Origin of the sequence: Kerstersia sp. (assembly GCF_052103615.1) — a bacterium.
GTDB lineage: Bacteria > Pseudomonadota > Gammaproteobacteria > Burkholderiales > Burkholderiaceae_B > Kerstersia.
In genome coordinates this window covers 1-20,423 of the sequence record NZ_JBQEKA010000055.1, presented here as the reverse complement: position 1 = coordinate 20,423, position 20,423 = coordinate 1, and the positions used below count along the sequence as shown (strand labels likewise).

Sequence of the window (20,423 nt, the reverse complement as noted above, 5' to 3'; positions counted from 1 at the left end):
CCGCCGCCGCGATAAAGACACGCCCGAACACCGTCGGCATCACCCCCATGACCGGCGTGCTAATGCGCAGGAACATGAAGCTGCCTCCCCATACCGCTGCCAGAAGCAACAGTCTTGCCCAACTATCCGCCTTCATTTATTCCCTGCCTCTGCCACGTCCAGCATCCGATTTTCAGTCCGCCACTGTATCCCCTCACCGCTCAATGCCAAAAAAAGCCTGTGCTCCAGGCATGGGAATTGCTGCATTCCCGCCACATCTTCACGCGGGCGGGAAAAATCCGGCCCGACGGCGCCGGGCTGCCGGCCCGCCAGGGCGCGCTTATTCCCCTGCCTGATTTTCTTATCACAAAAAGGAATAAAGAAGGCGGCATACCATGATTCATCCACATATAAACTGACGAGGCTTATTCGGACCATTCCATGAAACACGCCCTCATCACTACTGCCTTGAAAAGCGGCGCCGCCCTTCTGCTGGCGACTGCCAGCCTGAGCGCCGCCAGCCAGCCCGTGCTGGACCCGGCCGCGCTGGACACGCTGCTGGCCGCGCCCGACATTCGCGTCATCGACATCCGCCCGCCAGCGGACTACGGCCAGGGACATATTCCCGGCGCCCTCTCCGCGCCTTATGGCAGCTGGCGCGGCCCGGCCCACAGCCCTGGCCAATTGCCGCCGCTAACGCGCCTGGCTGAACAGGTGCAACAACTGGGGCTGGACCGCGGCAGCCATGCCGTCGTCGTCTCCAGCGGCGCCGATACCACTGATTTCGGCGCCGCTGCGCGGGTGTACTGGACCCTGAAGTATCTCGGCCTGGAAAACCTGTCCGTCCTCAATGGCGGCATGCAGGCCTGGCAGGAAGCCGCGCTGCCGCTGGAGCAAGCCGCAGCCAGCGTCACGCCCAGCCATTACGAACCTGTGCTCAATACCGCCATTCTGGCCACACAAAGCGACGTCCAGGCACAGATAGGCAACCCCGATGCCCGCCTGGTCGATGCCCGGCCCAAGAATTTCTTCCTGGGCCAGGTCAAGGCGCCTACCGCGGCAACGCCAGGCACGATCCACGGCGCGGTCAATGTGGAACACAGCCTCTGGTTCGAGCCGGGCACGACACGCGTTGTCAGCCAAGAACAGGCCCGTGAAATTGCCGCGCGCCAGTTCCCGGAAATGGTCGATGACACCATCGCCTTCTGCAATACCGGGCATTGGGCCGCAACGGACTGGTTTGCGCTCTCCGAACTGGCCGGCCTGCCCAATGTCCGCATGTACCCGGAATCGCTGGCCGACTGGACCAATGCGGCTGCGCCGCTGCCGATGGACAATGAGCCCGGCCGCGGCAGCCAGATCAGCAACAAAATCAAGAGCCTGTTCAACTAATCATGGCACCGCCGCCCGCCAGCCCCCTTGCGCCGGCGGGCGGCAGGCTGCGGCCCTTCCGCCCTTTTCGCGATTTTTTCTATGTCACGCCTTCCTCTCTCCCTGGCCATCGCCCTTGCCTTCGCGGCACTGGCCTGGTTTGTCTCGCTGCGCCAATCCCTGCTCTTCGTGGTGGGGCTGGGCATGGGCGGCATTCTGGCCGGCGCCCGCTTCGGCTTTACGACCGGCTGGCGCAAGCTGATCGAAAACCGCGATGCGACCGGCGTCTTCGCGCAGCTGATTCTGCTGGCCGTCGCCGCTGCTATTTCCATCCCCTTGCTGGCCGCCTTCCCGACGGATCTGATGGCTGCCCTGGGGCCGCCCAGCTTCAGTTTGCTGATCGGCGCCTTTGTGTTCGGCGCCTGCATGCAGATTGCTGACGGCTGCGGCTCCGGCACCCTGTATAAGGCGGGCATGGGCGTGCCGTTGAATATGGGCATTCTGCCCTTGTTCACGCTGGGCAGTTTCCTGGGGTCGGCGCAACTGGAAGAATGGGTGTCGCTCGGCGCCGTCCAGCCTATCGGCCTGGTCAGCACCTACGGTCCGGGCAAAGCCTTGCTGTTGACCTTCATCGGTCTGCTGCTGGTCGGCGCGCTGGCGTTTACCTGGGGCAAACGGGGCGAACGTGCGTCGCGCTGGCTGGACCGCAAGCTGGTCATTGCCGGTATCGGCCTGGCGCTGCTGGCTGTCCTGAACCTGATCATTGCGGGCCAGCCCTGGGGTGTGGTCTATGGTTTCGGCCTGTGGGGCGCGAAGATTTTCACTTCGCTGGGCCTGTTCGACCCGTCCGCCAACCCGTTCTGGGGCCAGCCAGGCAATTTCCAGACGCTGTCGCAAAACGTGCTGCTGGATGTCACCACCATCACCAATCTGGGTATCCTGGCCGGCGCGCTGTGGATCTCCGCCGGCAAGCCTGGCGCGGGCAAAGCCCTGACCGGCAAGCAATGGCTGATCGGCCTGATCGCCGGCTTCCTGCTGGGCTACAGCTCACGCCTGGCGTTCGGCTGCAACGTTGGCGCCATGGTCAGCGGCATCAGTACGGGCAGCGTGCATGGCTGGATCTGGATCGTGCTGGCATTCGGCGGTTCCATTCTGGGCGTGCGTCTGCGCCGCCGCTACGGTTTTTAAGGACGGTTCATCATGCAGCGCAAACTTTCCATCACGCTTTTCTGGATCGTCCTGGCAGTCTTCCTGGCCTGGGACTGGTCAGCCTCCGCCCCCATCAACCTGCGCAAGGAACCCGCCATCCTGGCGCTGGGCTCTGGCCAGGCGCCCACTGGCGGGCACTGCTCGGCATTCTGAAGACTGGCGGGCTTTGCCGCCCCCTCCCGGCCCACCGCCGGGCAGCGCCAGGGCAGCGATAGCCCCCCGCCCTTCTGAACGCCCCCTCGGCCTGCATTGAAAAAGGCCGGTGTGAAGCGATTCACACCGGCCTTTTTTTGCGTGTCCCCTCTGGCCCTCACTTCAGGGCCAGGGGCAGCACTGCCGTATCAATACAGCTGATAACGCTGGCGATAACGGAAGCTATGCTCAGGTTTCTCGGCAATGCGGAAGAACCATTCGATTTCCGTGCCGGGGTCCATGGCTCCGTTCGATGCCTGACGCGGGTCATAGACCAGGAAGTAAACCGTTTCCCCGCGCTTGATCACCTGGCCGTTCTTCAGCCCAACGAAGCTGGGCAGTTCCGGGCGGTCGCCATCGGCCAGCACCCGCATGTCAGCCACCGTGTAATCCCTGTCATGGGCGGTCATGCTGAACAGGACGCCTGCATTCCATGCCTTGCTCGAAGCGGCACTGTTTGCCGGATCCTGCTTCACGGCCACGGTATTCATCCAATCATGCGGCCAGCCCAGCTGCGGCTGCACGCCCTCCCGGGTGGGATACAGATTGGAGGGGTCATCATAGGCACCATGCGTCCTCAGCAGCAGGCCGGGATAATTTTCTTCCTTCACCACTTCAACCGCCACCTGCTGAGGCTGAGTCTTGACGATGCCATCGCTGGTGATGAATTGATAGACATAGCGGCCAGGGTACTGGGGCGTGAAGTTCAGGGTTTCCGTATCTACCGCCTCGACCAGCTTGCTGTCTTTAGGCTGCTCGACCAGCGTCCAGAGCGGATACAGCTTATCCCCATCCGGGTCGCTCATGCTGATCGGCATCAGGTCGATGCGCTGCCCGGCCAGATAAGGCTGGGCCGCCGTGCCCAAGTGGCTGCCGCTCAGTTTGTTGGCAATCGAGGTCCAGAGAATCGAGAACTCTCCATAGGCATAATGGTAGAGCCCGGAATAGACCGGCGGGTTGTTGACGGACTTGACGTGGATGCCGCCAGACACGGGCAGGCTGCGCTCGCCCTTGGTATCCACCACCACCAGCTCAACGACATAGCGCCCCGGCTTATCGGCTTTCATGCTGGCCGTTTTGCCGCCGTTCAGCACCTGCAAGGTCGCGGCGCTGCCGTCTGGCGTATCCGCCACGGCCCATTCGCAGGTCAGCTCATCGCCATCCGGGTCGCTGCCGCCGCAACCGAACTTGATATCCTGATTGATCAGGGCAGTGGCAGACGTCACCACGACATTTGCCTTCGGCTTGTGGTTGGCGCCGCGCTTGGCGCTGTAAACCGCCTCCACGGGCAGGCTGTCTGCCTGGCCATCATTGGAAATCAGACGCACGCGATAGTCGCCCTCCACCGTGGGGGTGAACTGCGTCGTGCTCCAGATAGGCGCCGACCAGTCTGGCGGCGTGAAGCCCGCAGGATAGGACAGCAACTGCAGTTTGTGCTTGCCCCAAAGCTGATCCCCATCAATATCGTAGGATGAAAACGCGCTGATATTGGTGAGTTGGCCCAACTCCATCTCATACGTTTCGGTCGTCGTGACCGGGTCCAGCCTGGCGACTGGCGGCGTATTCGCTGCGCCCGCCGGCTTGACCACATTCAGCAGAGCGGAGGCCTGGCTGTAGAGCTGGCCGTCAAAAACTTGCAGCGACACCGACCAATCACCGGCCGCAACATCCGGCGTCATGCGGAATTCAGCCTGCTTGCCTTTGATCTTGTTCGCAATCTGGGAACCCTGGGTCCAGCTCGTTGCGCCCCAGCGGTAGCTGAGTTCGTCGCCATCGGCGTCCGTGCTCTCACTGCCGCTGAACACGACTTCCTGGCCGCGTTCGACCTGATATTTTTTATTCCTGCCCGTCAGCGGTTCCACCGGCTTGCCGCCAATGGACACCACCTTGATGTTCGCCACCGGAGCCGTGTTGCCCTTGGATGCGCGCACCAGCACTTCACGCGGCTGGCTCACCTGGTCGCCATAGTTGACGATCAGCAAGGCCATGTACTCCCCTTCGACATCCGCATGAAAACGCGCCTTGGCCGTCGTCGCATCCGTCAATTCCGCCTGGGAACCGGCGGGTTTGGACAGCAGCGTCCAACGGTACACCAGCGCACCAGCATCGCCATCGCTGGGTGCAACGCTCTGGCTGCCGTCGAGCACGACTTCGGCGCTCAGGGCAACATTCTGCACCGGCTCGGCAATCGCCACCGGCACCTTGGTCGTCGCCGTAATGGTCACGCTGTCAGCGGCGCTGTCCACCACACCGTCGTTGACCGTCAGCGTTGCGGTATAGCGGCCCGGCAAATCCGCCAGGAAGCTGGGGTTCACGATACCCGCATCGGCATATACCGCGCTGCTGCCCATCGGTTTCTCAGGCAGGCTCCAGGTATAGCGCAGATTGCTGCCATTGGTTCCAGGCGCGCTGGCGCCGCCATCAAGCTGCACGACTGTGCCCATGGGCACGATCTGGTCCGCGCCAGCGTTGGCCACCGGGCTTTTCGTCACCGGGCGCTCACCGCCACCGCCATCTCCGCTGCCACCGCCGCCGCACGCGGCCAGCACCAGGGGAAGGCCAAGCAACATCACGTACTTGTTCAGTTTCATGCTGGTCTCTTTCTGTTCAAAATTTGTTCAAAAAAATCGGTTTTTCAATGGCCCGGCACAGCTGGGTCCATGCGCATTCCCTTGCGGGACTGCATTCTTCCTGCCCTTGCCTGCGGGCCTCATCCATGGGCTTGCGGCCGTCCAGGCACAGACAGCGGCAACAGCCTTAGAAGTTCAGCGTCAAGCCCAGCCGCGCCGTGCGTCCTGGCGCGGGAACCATGCCCAGGCTGAGCGGATCGACGTAGTACCTGTCAGTCAGGTTGTCGATGTTGAAATCCACAGACACGGCTTCGCTGTATTGATAACGGGCGTAGAGATCAACCACCTTGTAGTCCTGCCAAAGCGTCGGCCAATTGAAAGCGCGCTTGGTGTCGTCGTTGAATGCCGGTGTCGGGTTGCGCTTGCCCATCAGGGTCAGGCGCGCGCCCAGATCCAGTTTGCCGTCCAGCCAGCGGGTGCCCAGCAGGACGCTGGCATGCCATTTCGGCGGAATCATGTCATTGAAATAAGAGGCGGCAACACCGTAGTTATTGCAGTCATCACGGCGGTAGCTGCCCTCGTGGCACACTTCAATGAAGTTGTAGCGGGTGCCACTCAGGCGCGTGTAGATACGTCCGGCGTCATAATCCAGGGTCGCTTCAAAACCGCGCAGCTTGACGCTGCGGATATTGCGCATCACGAAGTCCTGCTGCAGGTTCTCCCATTCGTTGGGCGAAGTGCGCGTCAGGTAATCATTGGTCTTGTTGCGGAAATAAGCCGTCTTGAATGCCAGCCTGTCGTTGCTGCGCAAAACACCATTGGTCAGCAGATTCAGGCCGAACTCGCGGTTGCGGGTATGTTCCGGACGCAGCGCAACGCCAGGCGCGGGCTGCACCGACCAGCCTTGCGTGGACTCGAACAAGCTGGGCATGCGCAATGCCTCGGCGTGACGGGCGTAGAACTGCAAACCGTTGAGCCAGGGCTCCCAGCTAATGCTGTAAACCGGCACGGTGCCGCTATTCCGGGTTTTATAGTGGTACGCGCAAGCCACGCCATCGCACAGTTCCATCGGCACGGCGGCATACTGCTGGCACACCTCCACGCCCTTGGCGTCCATCCCCCATTTGCCGCACTCGTAGCGCATATCCGTGCTTAGCTTGCCATCACGGGTACGGGAATTCTGATAGCGCAAACCGTAATTGATCTGCCATTCCGGCGCGGGCTGCCAGCGCCAATCCAGGTAGAGGCTGTATTCCCGGCGGTTGCCCTCACGCCCGGCCGCGGCGTCCAGCGCGCCGGCAGACGGATCGGTGGTAATTTTCTCGTGCTGGAACGTTGCGCCATAGCTCAGCACATGCTCGCCCCAACCCTCGAATTCAGAGGTATTGCCAATTTCCGCGCCCATGCGCCGGTAGGTTTCCGGTTCCGGCTCCACCCCAGAACCCGTGCCGGCTGCCGCCTCGCCTTCCGAAGCGTAATTACGGTTCAGGCTGTCCGTGTGCGTCATCCAGACCTTGGTGCGCAAATCCAGCCAGGATTGCTCCGCCGGCTGCCAATGATGGGACAGCGTGACCGTCTGCGCCGTCACTTCACTGTTTTGCGTCTGGTAGATTTTGTTGAACCACATTAGCTGGGACGGCATCAGCTCGCCGTATTCGCTGTGGTAGCGCAAATAGCTCAGCTCGATATCCTGCGCTTCGGACAATTTCAATTTGCCCTTCAGCAGTTGCGAGTTGCTTTCGTTATTGCTGTTCAGCACGCGCTCGCCGGTATAAAAACGGGTCGTGCCGCCGTTGCTCACGGTTGCGGTGTCGTAATAAATGCTGGGCGGCGGGTCTGCCAGGGTAATGACGGGTTCGGCGCCTTTGCCATGCTTGCCGGCAAAATAAGTCCCCTGGCGGCGGGAAGACACCGCCGCCACCAGTTCCAGTTTTTCGTTGCGCCAGGCGCCTGCCACACTGGCCGCATAGCTGTAAGGGTCCAGCGTGCCGGGACGGTCGAAGTTGTCATCATTGCGGTAAGTGTCCGGCATCTGGTACTTGCCGCCACACAGGGCCGCCGGGTCGCAATTGATGCGGTAAGTGCCGGCATTGAACATGCCGCCCGCCGTCCCCGGCGCAGGCGCCGCGCTGCTGTTGCCCGAGGTGCTGCCGCGCACGCGTATGCCCCAGTTTTCATCCTCATTTTTGATGATGTCGCGGGCATTAATGGTACGCATCGCCACCACCCCGCCTGTCGCGCCGGTTCCCAATGCGCCCGCCACTGGCCCTTTGCTGATCTCTATGCCGCCGATCAGGTCGGGGTCCACATAAGAGCGGGACGCCACACCGGAATAGCCCCGGTAAACCGTGGTTTCCTGGCGTGCGCCATCCACCAGCACAGGCACCCGGCCCTGGCCCTGCATGCCCCGGATATTGATATCCAGGCCGCCGGAATTGCGGTTTTCCCCCACCAGCACCCCAGGGATACCCTGAAAAATATCGCCGACCGAGGTACCGCGAAAACGCTCGATATCATCCTGGGACAGATAGTTCACGCTGGCAGCCGTGCGGTACACCTCATCGGCGGGACTCGGGTCATTGCCCAGCACCTCGACCGCCTCCAGCTCGGAGACCGACTGGCCGCCGGGCCCAGGCGCCAGGCGCAAGCGATAGCCGCCGTCGGCCGCGCGGTAAGCCTGCAAGCCTGTGCCCGACAACAGCCGCAACAGGGCGACATCCACCGCGTAGCGTCCGCGCACCCCGGGGCTGCTGCGCCCGGCCGTCAGGCGCGTATCGGCCAGCACCATGACGCCGGCGCGAGCGCCGAAACGGCTCAAAACATCATCCAGGCTACCGGCCTGGATATCGAAATCACGCTCGGCCTCGGCCGCTACCGCCGCCGTCTGGGCATGAACGCCGTCTGGCGCATAGGCCGCCAACAACAGCAAACTGACAAGAGAAACACGGAACCGCATTGGCATTCCTGAAAAGTGGTCACCCTGCCCCATCGCAGCAATGCTCGTGACGGGGCTTACATATGGATTAACACTTCAGAAATGAGAAAGCGCCTCATTGTTACAACTTTTCCGGCATGACACGTATCCAGTACCGCGATACCCGCTGAATCCGCAGGGGTAAATCTTGCGCCAGCGCAGCCAGAATGCGGTCTGTATCGTTGAGCGGAAACGCCCCTGTGACCGTGTGATGCGCGACTGCCGGGTCGCACTGAATGATGCCGCTGCGGTAACGCGCCAGTTCTGCCAGAAATTGATCGAGCCGCATGCGGCTGGCCGCCAGCATGCCTTGCTGCCAGGCCGCGGGATCCCCCTGGATGGGCTGCCGCCGCGGCGTGATGCCTGCCCCGAATTCCAGTTGCTGCCCCGCCAGCAGTTCCATTGCCCGCGGCAAACCTGCCCCTGTCACGCGCACCCGCTCTTCCAGCACGCTCAGGCGCGTCCAGCGCTCATCATCGAGCACCCGCACCATGAAGCGCGTTCCCAGAGGTTGCATGAGCCCAGCGGCGGTACGCACCTGCATGGCCTGTTTGCGCGCCGGATCACGGGCTGTCTGCACCAGGATTTCACCACGCCGCAACACCAGTTCATGGCCTGCCGCTGTCGTATCGACATCCAGCGCCGTATCGGTGTTGAGCCAAATGCTGGCGCCATCGGCCAGCATGATTTCGCGTGTTTCGCCTTTGGCGATGCGATACACCGCATTCCAGGCCGGCCAGGCCTGGGTGCCATGCCAGATGGCGCCCGCGCCAAGCGCGAAAGCGCCCCCCAGCATCAGCGTCTTGATGGCTGTGCGGCGGCCATGCCCGCCACCGGCCTGATGCAGCACCCGCACCGCGGCACGCGGCGCCAGACTGGCCGTATGGCCACGCAAATGCGCCCCGACCGATGCCACGCCTTGCCAGGCCCGTTCATGATCCGGGTGCTCGGCGCGCCAGCGCCGACAGGCACTCTCGGCCATGCCGGTGGCATCGTCATTCACGCGCAGCAACCAGTCAATCGCCTGATCCAGCAGTTTCTCATTGAGTGGCAAAACCATCCCCGCTTTCTTTTATCTTCTACCTGGCGTGCCAGCCTGCGGCCCCGGCGCCAAACCGTGCATATTGCGCATATCGCGCTTCTCGCGCCTGGCGCGCCTGCCGCGCAGACTCATCCCAGCATGGCGAAATAGCAGTGCTTGATTCCCTGGGCAACCGCCTTCTTGACGACATTCACGCTCAGCTTCAATTCCTCGGCGATGGCGGGGCTCGTCATGCCTTCGAGCTGGGACATCAGGAAAATCAGGCGTGTGCGCGCCGGCAGGCCATCGAGCACGGCGCAAGCTTGCTCCAGCGCCTGCACCGCGACCAATTGTTCTTCAGGGGATGGCGCCAGCGGTTCCGGCAGGCTTTGCAGGGATTCCTGATACGCGTGCACGATACGTTCATGCCGGACATGATTGAGCAGCACATTGCGCGCCACTGTCGTCAGGTAGGCCCGTGGCGCCTTGAGCACCTGCGCCAGATCGGCGCGCATGATGCGCTCGAAAGTATCGTGCGCCAGATCCTGGGCCTGGGAGGCATCCGGCAAGCGCCGCCGCAGCAAGGCCACCAGCCAGACATGGTTGTCCCGGTATAGATTATGAAGGTCGGCAGATGGGGTCGCCGGCGTTGCGGCCGGCCCAAGGCTGGAGGCGGAAGAGGACATGGAGATACCCGGCCGGCGACGGCAGGCTGGCTCCCGCACCGAATTAATGTAAATCAATCTCAGTATTGGAGCATAACTGGCCTACCAGCAAAAGCAAATAAAAGCCTAGCGCCGCAGCATGCGCGCAACAATTTCCGTCAAGCAAGCGCCTGCCCCGTCCGCCCAGGCAGGCCAAGAAAGCCGGTGACGCGTCTGGGGCCAGGCGCGCCGCCGTCTGCCTACAGCCCTTAGCGGGCGGGCGCGCTGCCCATCTCCAGCCAGAGATCCAGCCTGGGAAAATACAGCGCGGCCCGGGCGGCGCTGCGGGTGAGCGCGGTGACCTGATCCAGATAACGATTCATCTGCGGCTGATAACGCGCCCGCATCCGGCGGGCGAAGGCCGCCTCGTCTTCATCCGGCCAGGGCGTGCCGGTTTTGTAATCAACAATCAGCCAGGTACCATCATCTTCAAATGCCAGATCGAGGATGGATACCTTGCCGCTGGCATCCAGCAGCGGCCACTCCCGGCGCGCGGCGGCACGTTGCAGCAGCCAGCGGCCACGGCCATTGCGCAAGGTCGCCAACAGAATCTCCAATACCTCGGCGGCATCTTCCGCCGCATGCACCGTCCGCGTCCCTGCTCGCGTCAACTGCCGCGCCATGATGCCCAGGCTATTGCGCAAACGGGCTGGCGGCCATCCCTCCAGGCCATCTTGCCCCAGACGCGTCAGCCAGCCATGCACCAGCGTGCCTATGGCCGCCTGGCGGCTTTCCGCTTCGCCCCACTGCACCCCTTCTCCCACTGGCGCCAAGGGACCGTCCTGCGCGGCATCATCCTCTGGCCGGGCTGGCTCCGCCCCCGGCATGGCCAGCAAATCGGCATGCGCAATCCGCTGCAGCACCGCTCCATGCAAGCCTTGCGCCCCTTCCGCACCAGCATCGCCAGCGGGCAAGGCTGGCGGCACGGCGGTATCGGCGGCATCAAGCAAGGGCCATAAACGCCCCAGCAGGCTGCTCCCGGCGGGCTGGCGCCACTGCCCGCTGTCATCCTGCATCACGCTGCCGATCAAATGCAGGCGCTGCCGCGCGCGTGTGGCGGCCACATACAACAGGCGGTCCACCTCGTAATCGCCACGGACTTTCTCGCGCCTGCCGATATAGCGCGACAACGGATCCGGTTCCACTTGCGCCCGCGGCTTGGCCGGGCCGAACAGCACATTGCCCGCCACATGCTCAAAACTCAGCAGGGGCGTGGACGCGGCACGGGGCACGCGGTGCAGTCCATAGAGAATCACCGTATCGAACTGCAAGCCCTTGGATTTGTGCATAGTCATGATTTCCACGACCGGGCCGCCGCCAGGCTCTGGCTGCCCGGACGCAAACAGGCGCGCCAGCGCAGTATCCAGCGCAGCGGTATCCAGTTCGCCGTAAGGCGCCAGCTTTTCCAGCAGGACAAAAACGCTTTCCGCATCTTCGGCCGCGCTGCTGCCTGGATACAGCCGCGCGCCGCCCAGGCGTTGCCACAGCGTTTCCACCCAGGCCGCCCAGGGCAGTGCGCCATTATCATTGCCGCCATCAAGCAGGATGGCCGCCACTTGCAGCAGGCGGTCGCGCTCTTCTGCCGGCAAAGCCGCCAGCACCGTCCCCAAGGGGCTATCGCCAGGCGCCGCCAGGCACTCGCGCAACACCAGCGGCACCGGGCGCTCGTGACGGCTGCCAAACAAGGCCGCCAGCGTATTGAGCGTCAAGCCGCACCAGGGCGCGCGCAACACGGACAACCAGGCCAGCCGGTCCCCCGGATGCGCCAGCGCCCGCACCAATTGCACCAGATCGGCCACGACATGCCGTTGCGCCAGCGGCACCAGTTCCACCGCCCGGCAGCCTATGCCCGCGCGCGTCAAGGTGCGCACCAATTCGCCCAGGTGCGTCCTGGCCCGCACCAGGATCGCCACCGTCCCGGGCTTACCCGCCTCATCAAACAGCGCATCACGCACCAGGCCTTCCGTCAGCGCCAGAGCGGCGGCGTCCGCCTGCGCGGTGCCATTGCCCCAGGCCGCATGAAAACTCACGGCCCGTCCCGGCAAAGCAGGATTAAAGGCGACCGAGCGTGTGTAGGCAACTGCACCCGCCTCGGCATTTTCTTCGGCCCGCGACGGCAGCAAGCTGCCAAAACGCTGGTTGACCCACTCCACCACTCCCGCCTGGGAACGGAAGTTATCGGTCAGATTCAAAAACTCCAGGCGCAAGTCCCCTATTCCGTGATCACGGACTTGCAGGAACAGGCCCACTTCCGCTTTGCGGAAACGGTAAATCGACTGCATCGGGTCGCCGACCAGAAACAAGGTGCGGCCATCGGCCTGCATCCAGCCTGAGGTCAGTTTTTCCAGCAGGCGCACCTGCGACTGGCTGGTATCCTGGAATTCGTCGATCAGCAAATGCCGGATGGAAGCATCCAGCTTCAGCAGCAATTCACCCGGGTCATCCGCCGAGCCCAGGGCAGCCTCGGCACGCTGGGAGATTTCGGTGAAATCTACCTCTCCCTCCTGCGCAAAGCGCACCCGCAGTTGCGCGGCGGCCAGACGCAACACGCGCCACTGGGCTTCCAGAATTTCCCATTGCGCATCAGAAAAGCTTGCCGGCGGCAGTTCACGCAACGCAGCCAGCGCAGACGCCCAGCCCGCATTCAGCGCCTGCTCGTCCAGCCAGGCGCCCAGCATGTCTTTTTGCTGGCTCTTGGGCGGGCAGCCCAGATTCTTGTTCAGCCCTTTAGGCGAACGCGGTTTGCCTTCACTGGTCAGCAGCAAGTCTGCCAAGGCAACCCAGGCCTGCACTGCCCCGGCATCCCGGGCCAGAGGCGGCACCCAGTCGCGCAGCGGCGCCAGGCGATGCTCCGGACTGAGTTCATCCAGGCTGGCAGCCGCCAGCCGGGCAGCAGGCGCCAGCGCCTCCTCCCAGCCGCGCGGCAGGCGCCTGGCCGCTGCGGCAATGTCAGACTCTATGAAATGCGCCAGCGTTTCCTCTTGGCCAGCGCGGTCCAGGCCATGGCGCAGGAACGGCATCCATTGGTCACGCTGCGCCAGCATGCTGGCAATCGCCTCCACGGCTGCGGCAACATCCACATCCATATGCGCCAGCAAGCGCCGCACGGATGCTTCCGTCTCTGCCATGCGCAGCGTTTCCAGCGCCGCGGCTTCATAATGGCTCCAGGCATTTTCCGCAATGCCAGGCATGCCGCCCAGCTCGGACAGCCAAGGCATACTGCGTACCAGCCGCGCGCAAAACGAGTCTATGGTCTGAATGGCCAGCCGCGCCGGATGCTGGAGCAATTGCCAATCCTGCTGCGCATCCCGGGCCAGCGCCTGGCGCGCCAGCTGCCAGCTGGCGCGCAAGTGCGGCGCCTGCGGCTCTATCCCACTGGCGGCATGACGCAGTTTTTCCAGTACCCGCGCATGCATTTCCGACGCCGCACGGCGCGTGAAGGTAATGGCGACAATTTCCTCGGGGCGCTCCACCGTGGCCAGCAAAGCCAGAATGCGGTCGGTCAGCAGTTCCGTCTTACCCGACCCCGCAGGGGCCTGCACCAGAAAAGAATGCGTGGGGTCCAGCGCACGGCGCCGTTGCGGTGCGTCGGCGGGCTCACGAGCTGGGTCTGACACAGGATCTGACACAGAATCTGGCGCCAGGTCTGGCGCGGCATCCGGGAATGGCTGAGGGGCTGGCTGAATTGCTGGCTGAAGGTCTGGCTGCGGCGTGGCGGGCGGCGCGGCGGCCTGGCCCGGCGTTTCATCACCGCTTTCAAAATCAAAACCCTGCTGCATCATCGTCATGCCTCCTCCCGCTGCAGCCGGAGGAACGGCAACGCGTCGCAATACACCATGTCCTGCGGCTGCAGAACGAAATTGGCGGCGTAACCGCCGCTGAACTCATCGGCCAGCATGCCTATGGCGCTTTCCCAGCGGCGCAAGACCGCTGTCCAATCCTGGCCCTCGAAGGTTTTGCTGTCTTCGACCGGCGTCACGCCCTTGATGCCCAGGTCCGCCGCGCCCAGGCCTTTGGCGCGGATATGCCGCGCATGCACCTGAGCCAGCATCAGCCCGGCGATCTCGGCCTGGGCGGTGCCCGTCTGCGCAGCCAGAATCGCGGCATAGAACGGCAGCTGCAAATTAACGGGCCGCTGGCGCGACCAATCGGCCTCCGGGAACGCTTCGCCCATGCCGGTTTTGTAATCCAGAATGAGCAGGCTGCCGTCCCCCAGCTGGTCGATGCGGTCCACCCGCGCATTCAAGGCCAGCCGGCCATGCTCCCATTGGTAGCGCTCCTCACGCTGGTAGATCGCAAACGGCGGCCTGGCGGCTTCCGCGTCGCACCAGTCAGCCAGCAGGCCGCGCGCGCGCTCGCACTCCAATTCGCGCAAGGCGGGTTCGTAAGCGCCCAGATGCGCGGCTGCCGCCTGCTGCACGATTTCCGCCAGCAAGGGCGCCAGACGCCCTTCTGCCATGGCGGCATGCAGACTATCCTGATCCGGCAGCATATGGCCCAGCAGTTCCAGCGCCTCATGCAGGAACTGGCCCCGTACATTCATGCCCGCCACCGGTTCGTAGGCTGGCAGTTCACGCCCGCCCAGCCGGTGCCGCACAAATGCCCACAGCGGATTGCGCGCCTGGGTATCCAGGACATCCAGCCCGCCCGTTACCTTCTCGCCTTCGGCCAGCGGCGGCCCCTGGCTATCGTCCAGTTCATCCAGGCGCAAGTCCGACAGGTTGACGCTCTCCGCTTGCCCAGCCGCCAGAGGCAAGGCGGCAATAAAGGGGGACGGCCGCAGCTCGCGCTCGCCTTCGCGTTCAGCATGGCTGAAGACTATCTCCGGCGCGCCGCGCAATAACGCTTCATACATCTGCGCCGCCCAGACACGCTCGCGGCTTGCCGTCGCACGGGGAGCGCCAGCCCGCCGCAGCGCAGTCGCAGGAATCAGCGGATTGGGTTTGGGCGAAGCAGGCAACACTTCATCGGTCAGACCCATGACCCACAAGCCGTCCCAGCGCCCGCCTTCGGCTTCCAGCAGGCCCAGCACATCCAGCCGCGCGCGGAAATCGCGCTGCGGCTGGAAGAGCATGCTATCGGCCAGACGTTCCAGCAAAGACACAGCCATACGCCCGCCCAAACGCCCGGCCACCGGCTCCAGCGCGGCAAACCGCGCCAAGGCTTCACCAAAGGCCTCCAGCACCTGGTAACTCACGCTATCGAGCGCCTGCCGGCCCGGAAATCCGAGCGCATCCAGCACCTGGCGCATCGCCGCGGCCCAGACCGCCGCGCCCGCGCTGCCCTGCGGCTCACGCCAGCGCTCGCAGGCCTGCTGCCAGCGGGCAGCGAAAGCGGCGCTGCCTTCCTGCAAGGCCTGGTGCCAGCGCTCCGGGGCTATCACATTCCAGCCGCGCCGGCGCCATTGCGCATCCAGCGCTGCTGGCGGCCAGCGCAAGCCATCCCAATCCACATGCCCGGCCAGCAGGGCGGCACCCAGCACAGCGGCATCGCAACCCCTGGTGTCATCCCAGGCGGCCATCACTTTCAGCCAGGCCAGCGCGGCACGCACTGCCGGCCACTGCGGCAAGGGCCGCGCCACGGAAATATTGAACCAGGCGGATTCCGGCAAGGCAGGATCCAACGGCCGCAGGGCTCGGGCCAGCACCCGCCGCGCCAGCGGCGCATCGGCTTCCAGGCCTGACGCCACAATGGCAAAACGTCCTTCCGGCTTGGCAGCCAATTGCTGCGCCGCCCAGGCCGCAGCCGCGCGCCATTCGGCGGCATGATCCACCGCCATCACCCTGACGGCGCGCCCGGCCTCGGCTTGGGCCTCGGTCAAGGCCAGGCATTCGGTGCCAGCCTCACGCGCCAGGGCCAATATCTTCTGCAAACGCGGCGACTGCTCGGTAAAACCCGCCAGCACCAGCACTCGCGGCCAGCGCACCGCCCCTTGCTGCATGGCCTCCACCACGCGCGCGAGCGCCTGATTGGCGTCCTCAGCATCCAGCGCCCGCAATTTTTCCAGGTAAGCGCCGCGCCACACCAGGAAACGGCAGTACTCATCGGTTTCTTCCGGGCCCAATACCTCGATCTGCCATTCATCCAGCAGGCCATCGGCATCACGCGCCAAGGCGGCCGCCTGCGCGGCATCCATCAGCAAACGCTCGGCCTCAGCCTCATGAATGACGTCCATCCACACCATGGCAGAGGCGAAGGTATCCAGCCAATGGGCTGGCAGCCTGGCATCCGGCATAAACGCAAGGCTTTCGGCCGCTTCACGGTACCAGGAAGCCAGCGGCACAATATGCGGCAATTCACTGACCTGCCGGTTGCTGCGCAAGCCTTCCGCCAGCGCCTGCGTCAGGCGCCGCGCCCAGCGATTATTGACAGTCAGCACCAGCGTTTCCGCCGCCGGCAGATCCGTCAGGGCCGGAACGTCGATACTGGGCAAGGCAGGCGGGAATTCAGACATGGCGTGTGGCTTCATGACAGACAAAGGCAAGCAGGAATCATAGCGCGCCCATTTGGGATCGCGTGATTCCTGCCACCGGCATGCCCTGGCCGCCATCGCTTGGCCGCCCGCCCTTGCCTTCCCTGCGGCACTCCCTGTCTCTGCGCCGCAACCTCTCTGCTCCCCGCTTGCTCCGCCGGCGCAGGGCAAACCGGGCGTGCAAAGAAGCGTATTTAGCAGTTACAATAGCGGATTCCGGCGCCGTTCCGTCTCCATAGTTCAACGGATAGAACAAGAACCTCCTAAGTTCTAGATACAGGTTCGATTCCTGTTGGAGACGCCATGTCGATTCCTATACGGGACGCCATGAAGACCACCAAGAACGATACGCCAAGCGCCATTAAGCCTTTGATTGAACGCAGTTTTACTGCCAACCCAAAGCACGCGGCCAAGCACTCGCGCGCCTAGCGCCGCACCCAGCCGCCCAACCAAACCTACACCCAACATATACCAAACCTATACCAAAAATGCCCGTCCGCTGACGGGCATTTCTTTCGCCTGCGCGCCGCAGCGCCGCTGCGTCCATTACACCGTATTACCCTGTAGCACCCAGGCTGCGGCCCGTCTCGCCGGAAACGCTACCATGTCAGGTATTCATGTCCGCTGCCCGCCGTGGTGGCGCTGGGCCACATTCAGGCCAGACCATGCAGCGGATATGGCCGGATTTCCGAAGGAGCTTTCATGAATCTTTCCGTGCTGGGCCGCTATGCCGTTTTCCTGGCCTGTATTGCCTATACCGTGATTTCATTGCCGCTGCTGCTGGCGGCAGGCCATTTTTCCTGGGCCTGGCTGCCAACGCTGATCACGCTGGCGCTCAGTATTCTGGGTGTTTACGACCTGCGGCAGACCGCCCATTCCGTGCGGCGCAATTACCCCGTGTCCGGTAATGTCCGTTATCTGGTCGAGAGTTTCCGCACGGAAATCCGCCAATATCTGATAGAAGGCGATAACGAGGCCCTGCCATTTTCCCGCGCGCAGCGGGCGCTGGTCTATTCGCGCGCCAAACAGCAAAGCGCCGATAAGGCCTTCGGCTCGCTGCTGGATGTGTACCAGCCCAGCTACGAATTCATGGCGCATTCGATCCAGCCCGCGCCGCTGGCCGATCCTGCCAGTTTCCGTGTCGATGTCGGCGGCCCGGCCTGCCGCCAGCCGTACTCCATATCGGTTTTCAATATTTCCGCCATGAGTTTCGGCGCCTTGAGCGCCAATGCCATCCGCGCGCTGAATCGCGGCGCGCGCATGGGCAATTTCATCCACGATACCGGGGAAGGCGCCATCAGTTCTTATCACCGGGAATATGGCGGCGACCTGACCTGGGAACTGGGCAGCGGCTATTTCGGCTGTAGGAACGCGGAGGGGCGCTTTGATCCCAGCCTCTTCGCCAGCAATGCCGCCGACCCGCAGGTGAAGATGATTGAAATCAAGCTGAGCCAGGGCGCCAAGCCCGGCCACGGCGGGATTTTGCCCAAGGAAAAAATCACGCCGGAAATTGCCGCCACCCGCGGCGTGCCGATGGATAGGGATTGCGTCTCGCCTTCCAGCCATAGCGCCTTCAGCACCCCGCTGGAGCTGTTGCAATTCATCGTGCAGCTGCGCGAGTTGTCAGGCGGCAAGCCCGTCGGCTTCAAGCTCTGTATTGGCCACCCCTGGGAATTCATGGCCATCGCCAAGGCCATGCATGAAACCGGCATCCTGCCTGACTTCATCGTGGTGGACGGCAAGGAAGGCGGTACCGGCGCGGCACCGCTGGAGTTCATCGACCACATGGGCCTGCCGCTGCGCGAAGGCCTGCTGTTCGTGCACAACACGCTGGTCGGCCTGAACCTGCGCCAATCTATCCGCATCGGCGCCAGCGGCAAGATCATCAGCGCTTTCGATATCGCCAGCGTAATCGCCATGGGGGCCGATTGGGCCAATTCGGCACGCGGCTTCATGTTTGCCATTGGCTGTATCCAGTCGCAGTCCTGTCATACCAACCGCTGCCCCACTGGCGTCGCCACCCAGGATCCGCAAAGGCAACAGGCGCTGGTCGTCCCGGACAAAGCCGAGCGCGTTTTCCATTATCACCAGAACACGCTCAAGGCCCTGGCCGAATTGCTCGCCGCGGCAGGGCTGTCCCACCCTTCCGAAGTCGCTGCCCGCCACCTGGCGCGCCGCATGACTGGCACCGAAATCCGCCTGTATTCGCAGCTGCATCATTTTCTCCAGCCGGGGGAATTGCTTTCCGGCAAGATCGGCAGCGAGTTCTACGAACGCATGTGGCGCATGGCCCGGCCTGAAAGTTTCGAGCCGGTGCAGGTCTAAGGGCGCGGCTGCCCCTTACCCCCGGGCCTGCCGCTGGCGGCGGGCCCCGCGCCACCAGCCTGCCAGCCGGGCCAGGCCGACGCCGGCCAAACCCAGGCAAAAGCCGTAAACATGGGCGACGCTGACGATGGTGCCGCCTATCATTTTCTCTTCCGATGCGGCTGGCGCCACCAGCCACTGCCAGAGCATCCAGGCGCAAACACAGGCCAGCGCCAGCCAGGCGCTGCGGTCGCCATGCAGCCCCTGCGGCAGCAGGCACAGCACAAACATGCCGTACAGGACCCCGGACAGGCCGACATAATTCGGGACGCCCGGCGAAAACCACCATAACGCCAGGCCTACGCCCAGCGCCAGCCCGGCCAGGCGGCGCCAAAGGCCGCGATCAAACCGTTCCGGCGCCAGCAGGCAGCACAGCAAAACGCCCGCGCTATTGAGCAAGGCATGATTCCAGCCCAGATGAACCAGGTGGGCCGTGCCCAAGCGCCAGACCTCGCCGGCCGCCACGGCACTGCGCTCGAAACGCAAACCGACGCGTACCGTCTCGCCGCCCCATTGCAGCAGCAGCAATAGCGCGACCAGCCCCAGCGCCCGGCACCACGCGGCATATGCGGCATTCTCGCCCTGCTCGCCCTTCTGTCTCTTCAAACTGTTTGCTCCATTGGGCCTGCGCCTTGAGTGAACTGCCTGGTTGCGGCGCATTCTGGCCTCGTACAGACCTCTCACCCCTGTCTCTCTCAAGCACCGGTGACACGCCCAGGCGAAGATGATAAAACAAAGCACTCTGCCTACCCAGGCCTGCGTGCCGCCAACGGCGCCGGCGCCGCCCATGCTGCCATGAATCCATTGGAATCTTCACCTTCCACCTGTTCCGCCGCCCCCTTTCTGGTCACCCCGGCCACCCCGACGGGCCAGGCGCCCTGGCTGCTGTTCCGTATGGACACGCCCTTGGGGCAGGCCTTGCTGGTGACGGATGAGCAGGGCCGCCTGCGGGCGCTGGACTGGCACGATTACGAAACCCGCATGCGCCGTTTGCTGGCGCGCCAATACCGGGCGTCCTTGCCTGAACTGCATGAGACCCGCCAGGCGCCTGACGCGCATGCCGCTTTGCTGCGCTATTTCGGCGGCGCGCTGCATGCCCTGGACAACCTGCCCGTCGCGCTGGGCGGCACAGACTTTCAGCGTTTGGTCTGGCTGAGCTTGCGCGCCATTCCGGCCGGACAAACCTTAAGCTACGGCGCTCTGGCCCAGCGCATCGGACGCCCGGCAGCCGTGCGTGCCGTAGGGCTGGCCAATGGCGCCAACCCCATCAGCCTGGCCCTGCCCTGCCACCGCGTCATCGGCAGCAATGCCTCCCTGACCGGTTATGGCGGCGGCCTGCACCGCAAGCAATGGCTGCTGCAACACGAGCATGCCTGGCCTGGGCACCAGGCCTTGCCGCTGAACGGCACACTGCCGGGGTTCTGAAGCCGGGGGGCCGGGGCAATTTCCCGAGAGTTTTTACCGAAAGGCTGCCCCCAAGCACGGCCCAAAACAAAAAACCGGCAGCCCATGCTGAACTGACCCCCATAAGTAGGACAGTCAAACGCTAAAGCCCGAAGGCCTGAGC

General features: G+C 63.8%; 14 protein-coding genes and 1 tRNA gene. 7 read left to right on the top strand and 8 right to left on the bottom strand.

The features are described 5' to 3' along the window. Window positions 1-132 precede the first annotated feature (132 nt). Window positions 133-417: a hypothetical protein gene (locus ACTJGZ_RS11475; protein WP_441663057.1), complete on the bottom strand. Its 285-nt coding sequence runs from the start codon at window positions 415-417 to the stop codon at window positions 133-135. A gap of 3 nt (window positions 418-420) precedes the next feature. Between ACTJGZ_RS11475 and ACTJGZ_RS11470 the strand changes: the two genes are divergently transcribed. From ACTJGZ_RS11470 to ACTJGZ_RS11460, 3 genes are all read left to right on the top strand, one after another. Further along, complete coding sequence (locus ACTJGZ_RS11470) at window positions 421-1,371, top strand: sulfurtransferase (protein WP_441663056.1); 951 nt, start codon at window positions 421-423, stop codon at window positions 1,369-1,371. 81 nt (window positions 1,372-1,452) lie between these two features. Next, the gene (locus ACTJGZ_RS11465) at window positions 1,453-2,538 is read left to right on the top strand and encodes a YeeE/YedE family protein (RefSeq protein WP_441663055.1); all 1,086 of its coding nucleotides are present in this window, start codon (window positions 1,453-1,455) and stop codon (window positions 2,536-2,538) included. Window positions 2,539-2,550: 12 nt separating this feature from the next. Then, window positions 2,551-2,712, top strand: a complete 162-nt coding sequence (locus ACTJGZ_RS11460; protein WP_441663054.1) for a hypothetical protein — start codon at window positions 2,551-2,553, stop codon at window positions 2,710-2,712. A gap of 188 nt (window positions 2,713-2,900) precedes the next feature. On the opposite strand, the gene ACTJGZ_RS11455 is transcribed toward ACTJGZ_RS11460, so the two are convergent. From ACTJGZ_RS11455 to ACTJGZ_RS11430, 6 genes are all read right to left on the bottom strand, one after another. Beyond that, window positions 2,901-5,342: a PKD domain-containing protein gene (locus tag ACTJGZ_RS11455; protein ID WP_441663053.1), complete on the bottom strand. Its 2,442-nt coding sequence runs from the start codon at window positions 5,340-5,342 to the stop codon at window positions 2,901-2,903. A gap of 166 nt (window positions 5,343-5,508) precedes the next feature. Then, window positions 5,509-8,277 carry a TonB-dependent receptor domain-containing protein gene (locus tag ACTJGZ_RS11450; protein WP_441663052.1) on the bottom strand — a complete coding sequence of 923 codons (2,769 nt, stop codon included), beginning with the start codon at window positions 8,275-8,277 and terminating at the stop codon, window positions 5,509-5,511. 100 nt (window positions 8,278-8,377) lie between these two features. Continuing rightward, window positions 8,378-9,355 (bottom strand): FecR domain-containing protein, encoded by a 978-nt coding sequence (locus ACTJGZ_RS11445; RefSeq protein ID WP_441663051.1) that lies wholly within the window; start codon window positions 9,353-9,355, stop codon window positions 8,378-8,380. Window positions 9,356-9,465: 110 nt separating this feature from the next. Further along, window positions 9,466-10,002 (bottom strand): sigma-70 family RNA polymerase sigma factor, encoded by a 537-nt coding sequence (locus tag ACTJGZ_RS11440; protein WP_441663050.1) that lies wholly within the window; start codon window positions 10,000-10,002, stop codon window positions 9,466-9,468. A gap of 227 nt (window positions 10,003-10,229) precedes the next feature. Then, window positions 10,230-13,637 carry a UvrD-helicase domain-containing protein gene (locus tag ACTJGZ_RS11435; protein WP_441663049.1) on the bottom strand — a complete coding sequence of 1,136 codons (3,408 nt, stop codon included), beginning with the start codon at window positions 13,635-13,637 and terminating at the stop codon, window positions 10,230-10,232. Between the two features lie 167 nt (window positions 13,638-13,804). Beyond that, window positions 13,805-16,474 (bottom strand): PD-(D/E)XK nuclease family protein, encoded by a 2,670-nt coding sequence (locus tag ACTJGZ_RS11430; RefSeq protein WP_441663048.1) that lies wholly within the window; start codon window positions 16,472-16,474, stop codon window positions 13,805-13,807. 247 nt (window positions 16,475-16,721) lie between these two features. Here ACTJGZ_RS11430 and ACTJGZ_RS11425 point away from each other — a divergent pair. The 3 genes from ACTJGZ_RS11425 to ACTJGZ_RS11415 all read left to right on the top strand — a co-directional run bounded on the left by ACTJGZ_RS11425 (window position 16,722) and on the right by ACTJGZ_RS11415 (window position 18,817). Further along, window positions 16,722-16,796 (top strand) — tRNA-Arg (locus ACTJGZ_RS11425). Then, on the top strand, window positions 16,796-16,921 hold the full coding sequence (locus ACTJGZ_RS11420; protein WP_441663047.1) for a hypothetical protein: 126 nt from the start codon (window positions 16,796-16,798) through the stop codon (window positions 16,919-16,921). Before ACTJGZ_RS11425 ends, ACTJGZ_RS11420 begins: the two co-directional genes overlap by 1 nt. Window positions 16,922-17,194: 273 nt before the next feature. Next, the gene (locus tag ACTJGZ_RS11415; RefSeq protein WP_441663046.1) at window positions 17,195-18,817 is read left to right on the top strand and encodes an FMN-binding glutamate synthase family protein; all 1,623 of its coding nucleotides are present in this window, start codon (window positions 17,195-17,197) and stop codon (window positions 18,815-18,817) included. A 15-nt stretch (window positions 18,818-18,832) separates the two neighbouring features. Here the strand turns inward: ACTJGZ_RS11415 and rrtA are convergent, their stop codons facing one another. Continuing rightward, window positions 18,833-19,462 carry a rhombosortase gene (gene rrtA / locus ACTJGZ_RS11410; RefSeq protein WP_441663045.1) on the bottom strand — a complete coding sequence of 210 codons (630 nt, stop codon included), beginning with the start codon at window positions 19,460-19,462 and terminating at the stop codon, window positions 18,833-18,835. A gap of 198 nt (window positions 19,463-19,660) precedes the next feature. On the opposite strand from rrtA, the gene ACTJGZ_RS11405 reads away from it, so the two are divergent. Then, window positions 19,661-20,281 (top strand): methylated-DNA--[protein]-cysteine S-methyltransferase, encoded by a 621-nt coding sequence (locus ACTJGZ_RS11405; RefSeq protein ID WP_441663044.1) that lies wholly within the window; start codon window positions 19,661-19,663, stop codon window positions 20,279-20,281. Window positions 20,282-20,423: the final 142 nt, after the last annotated feature.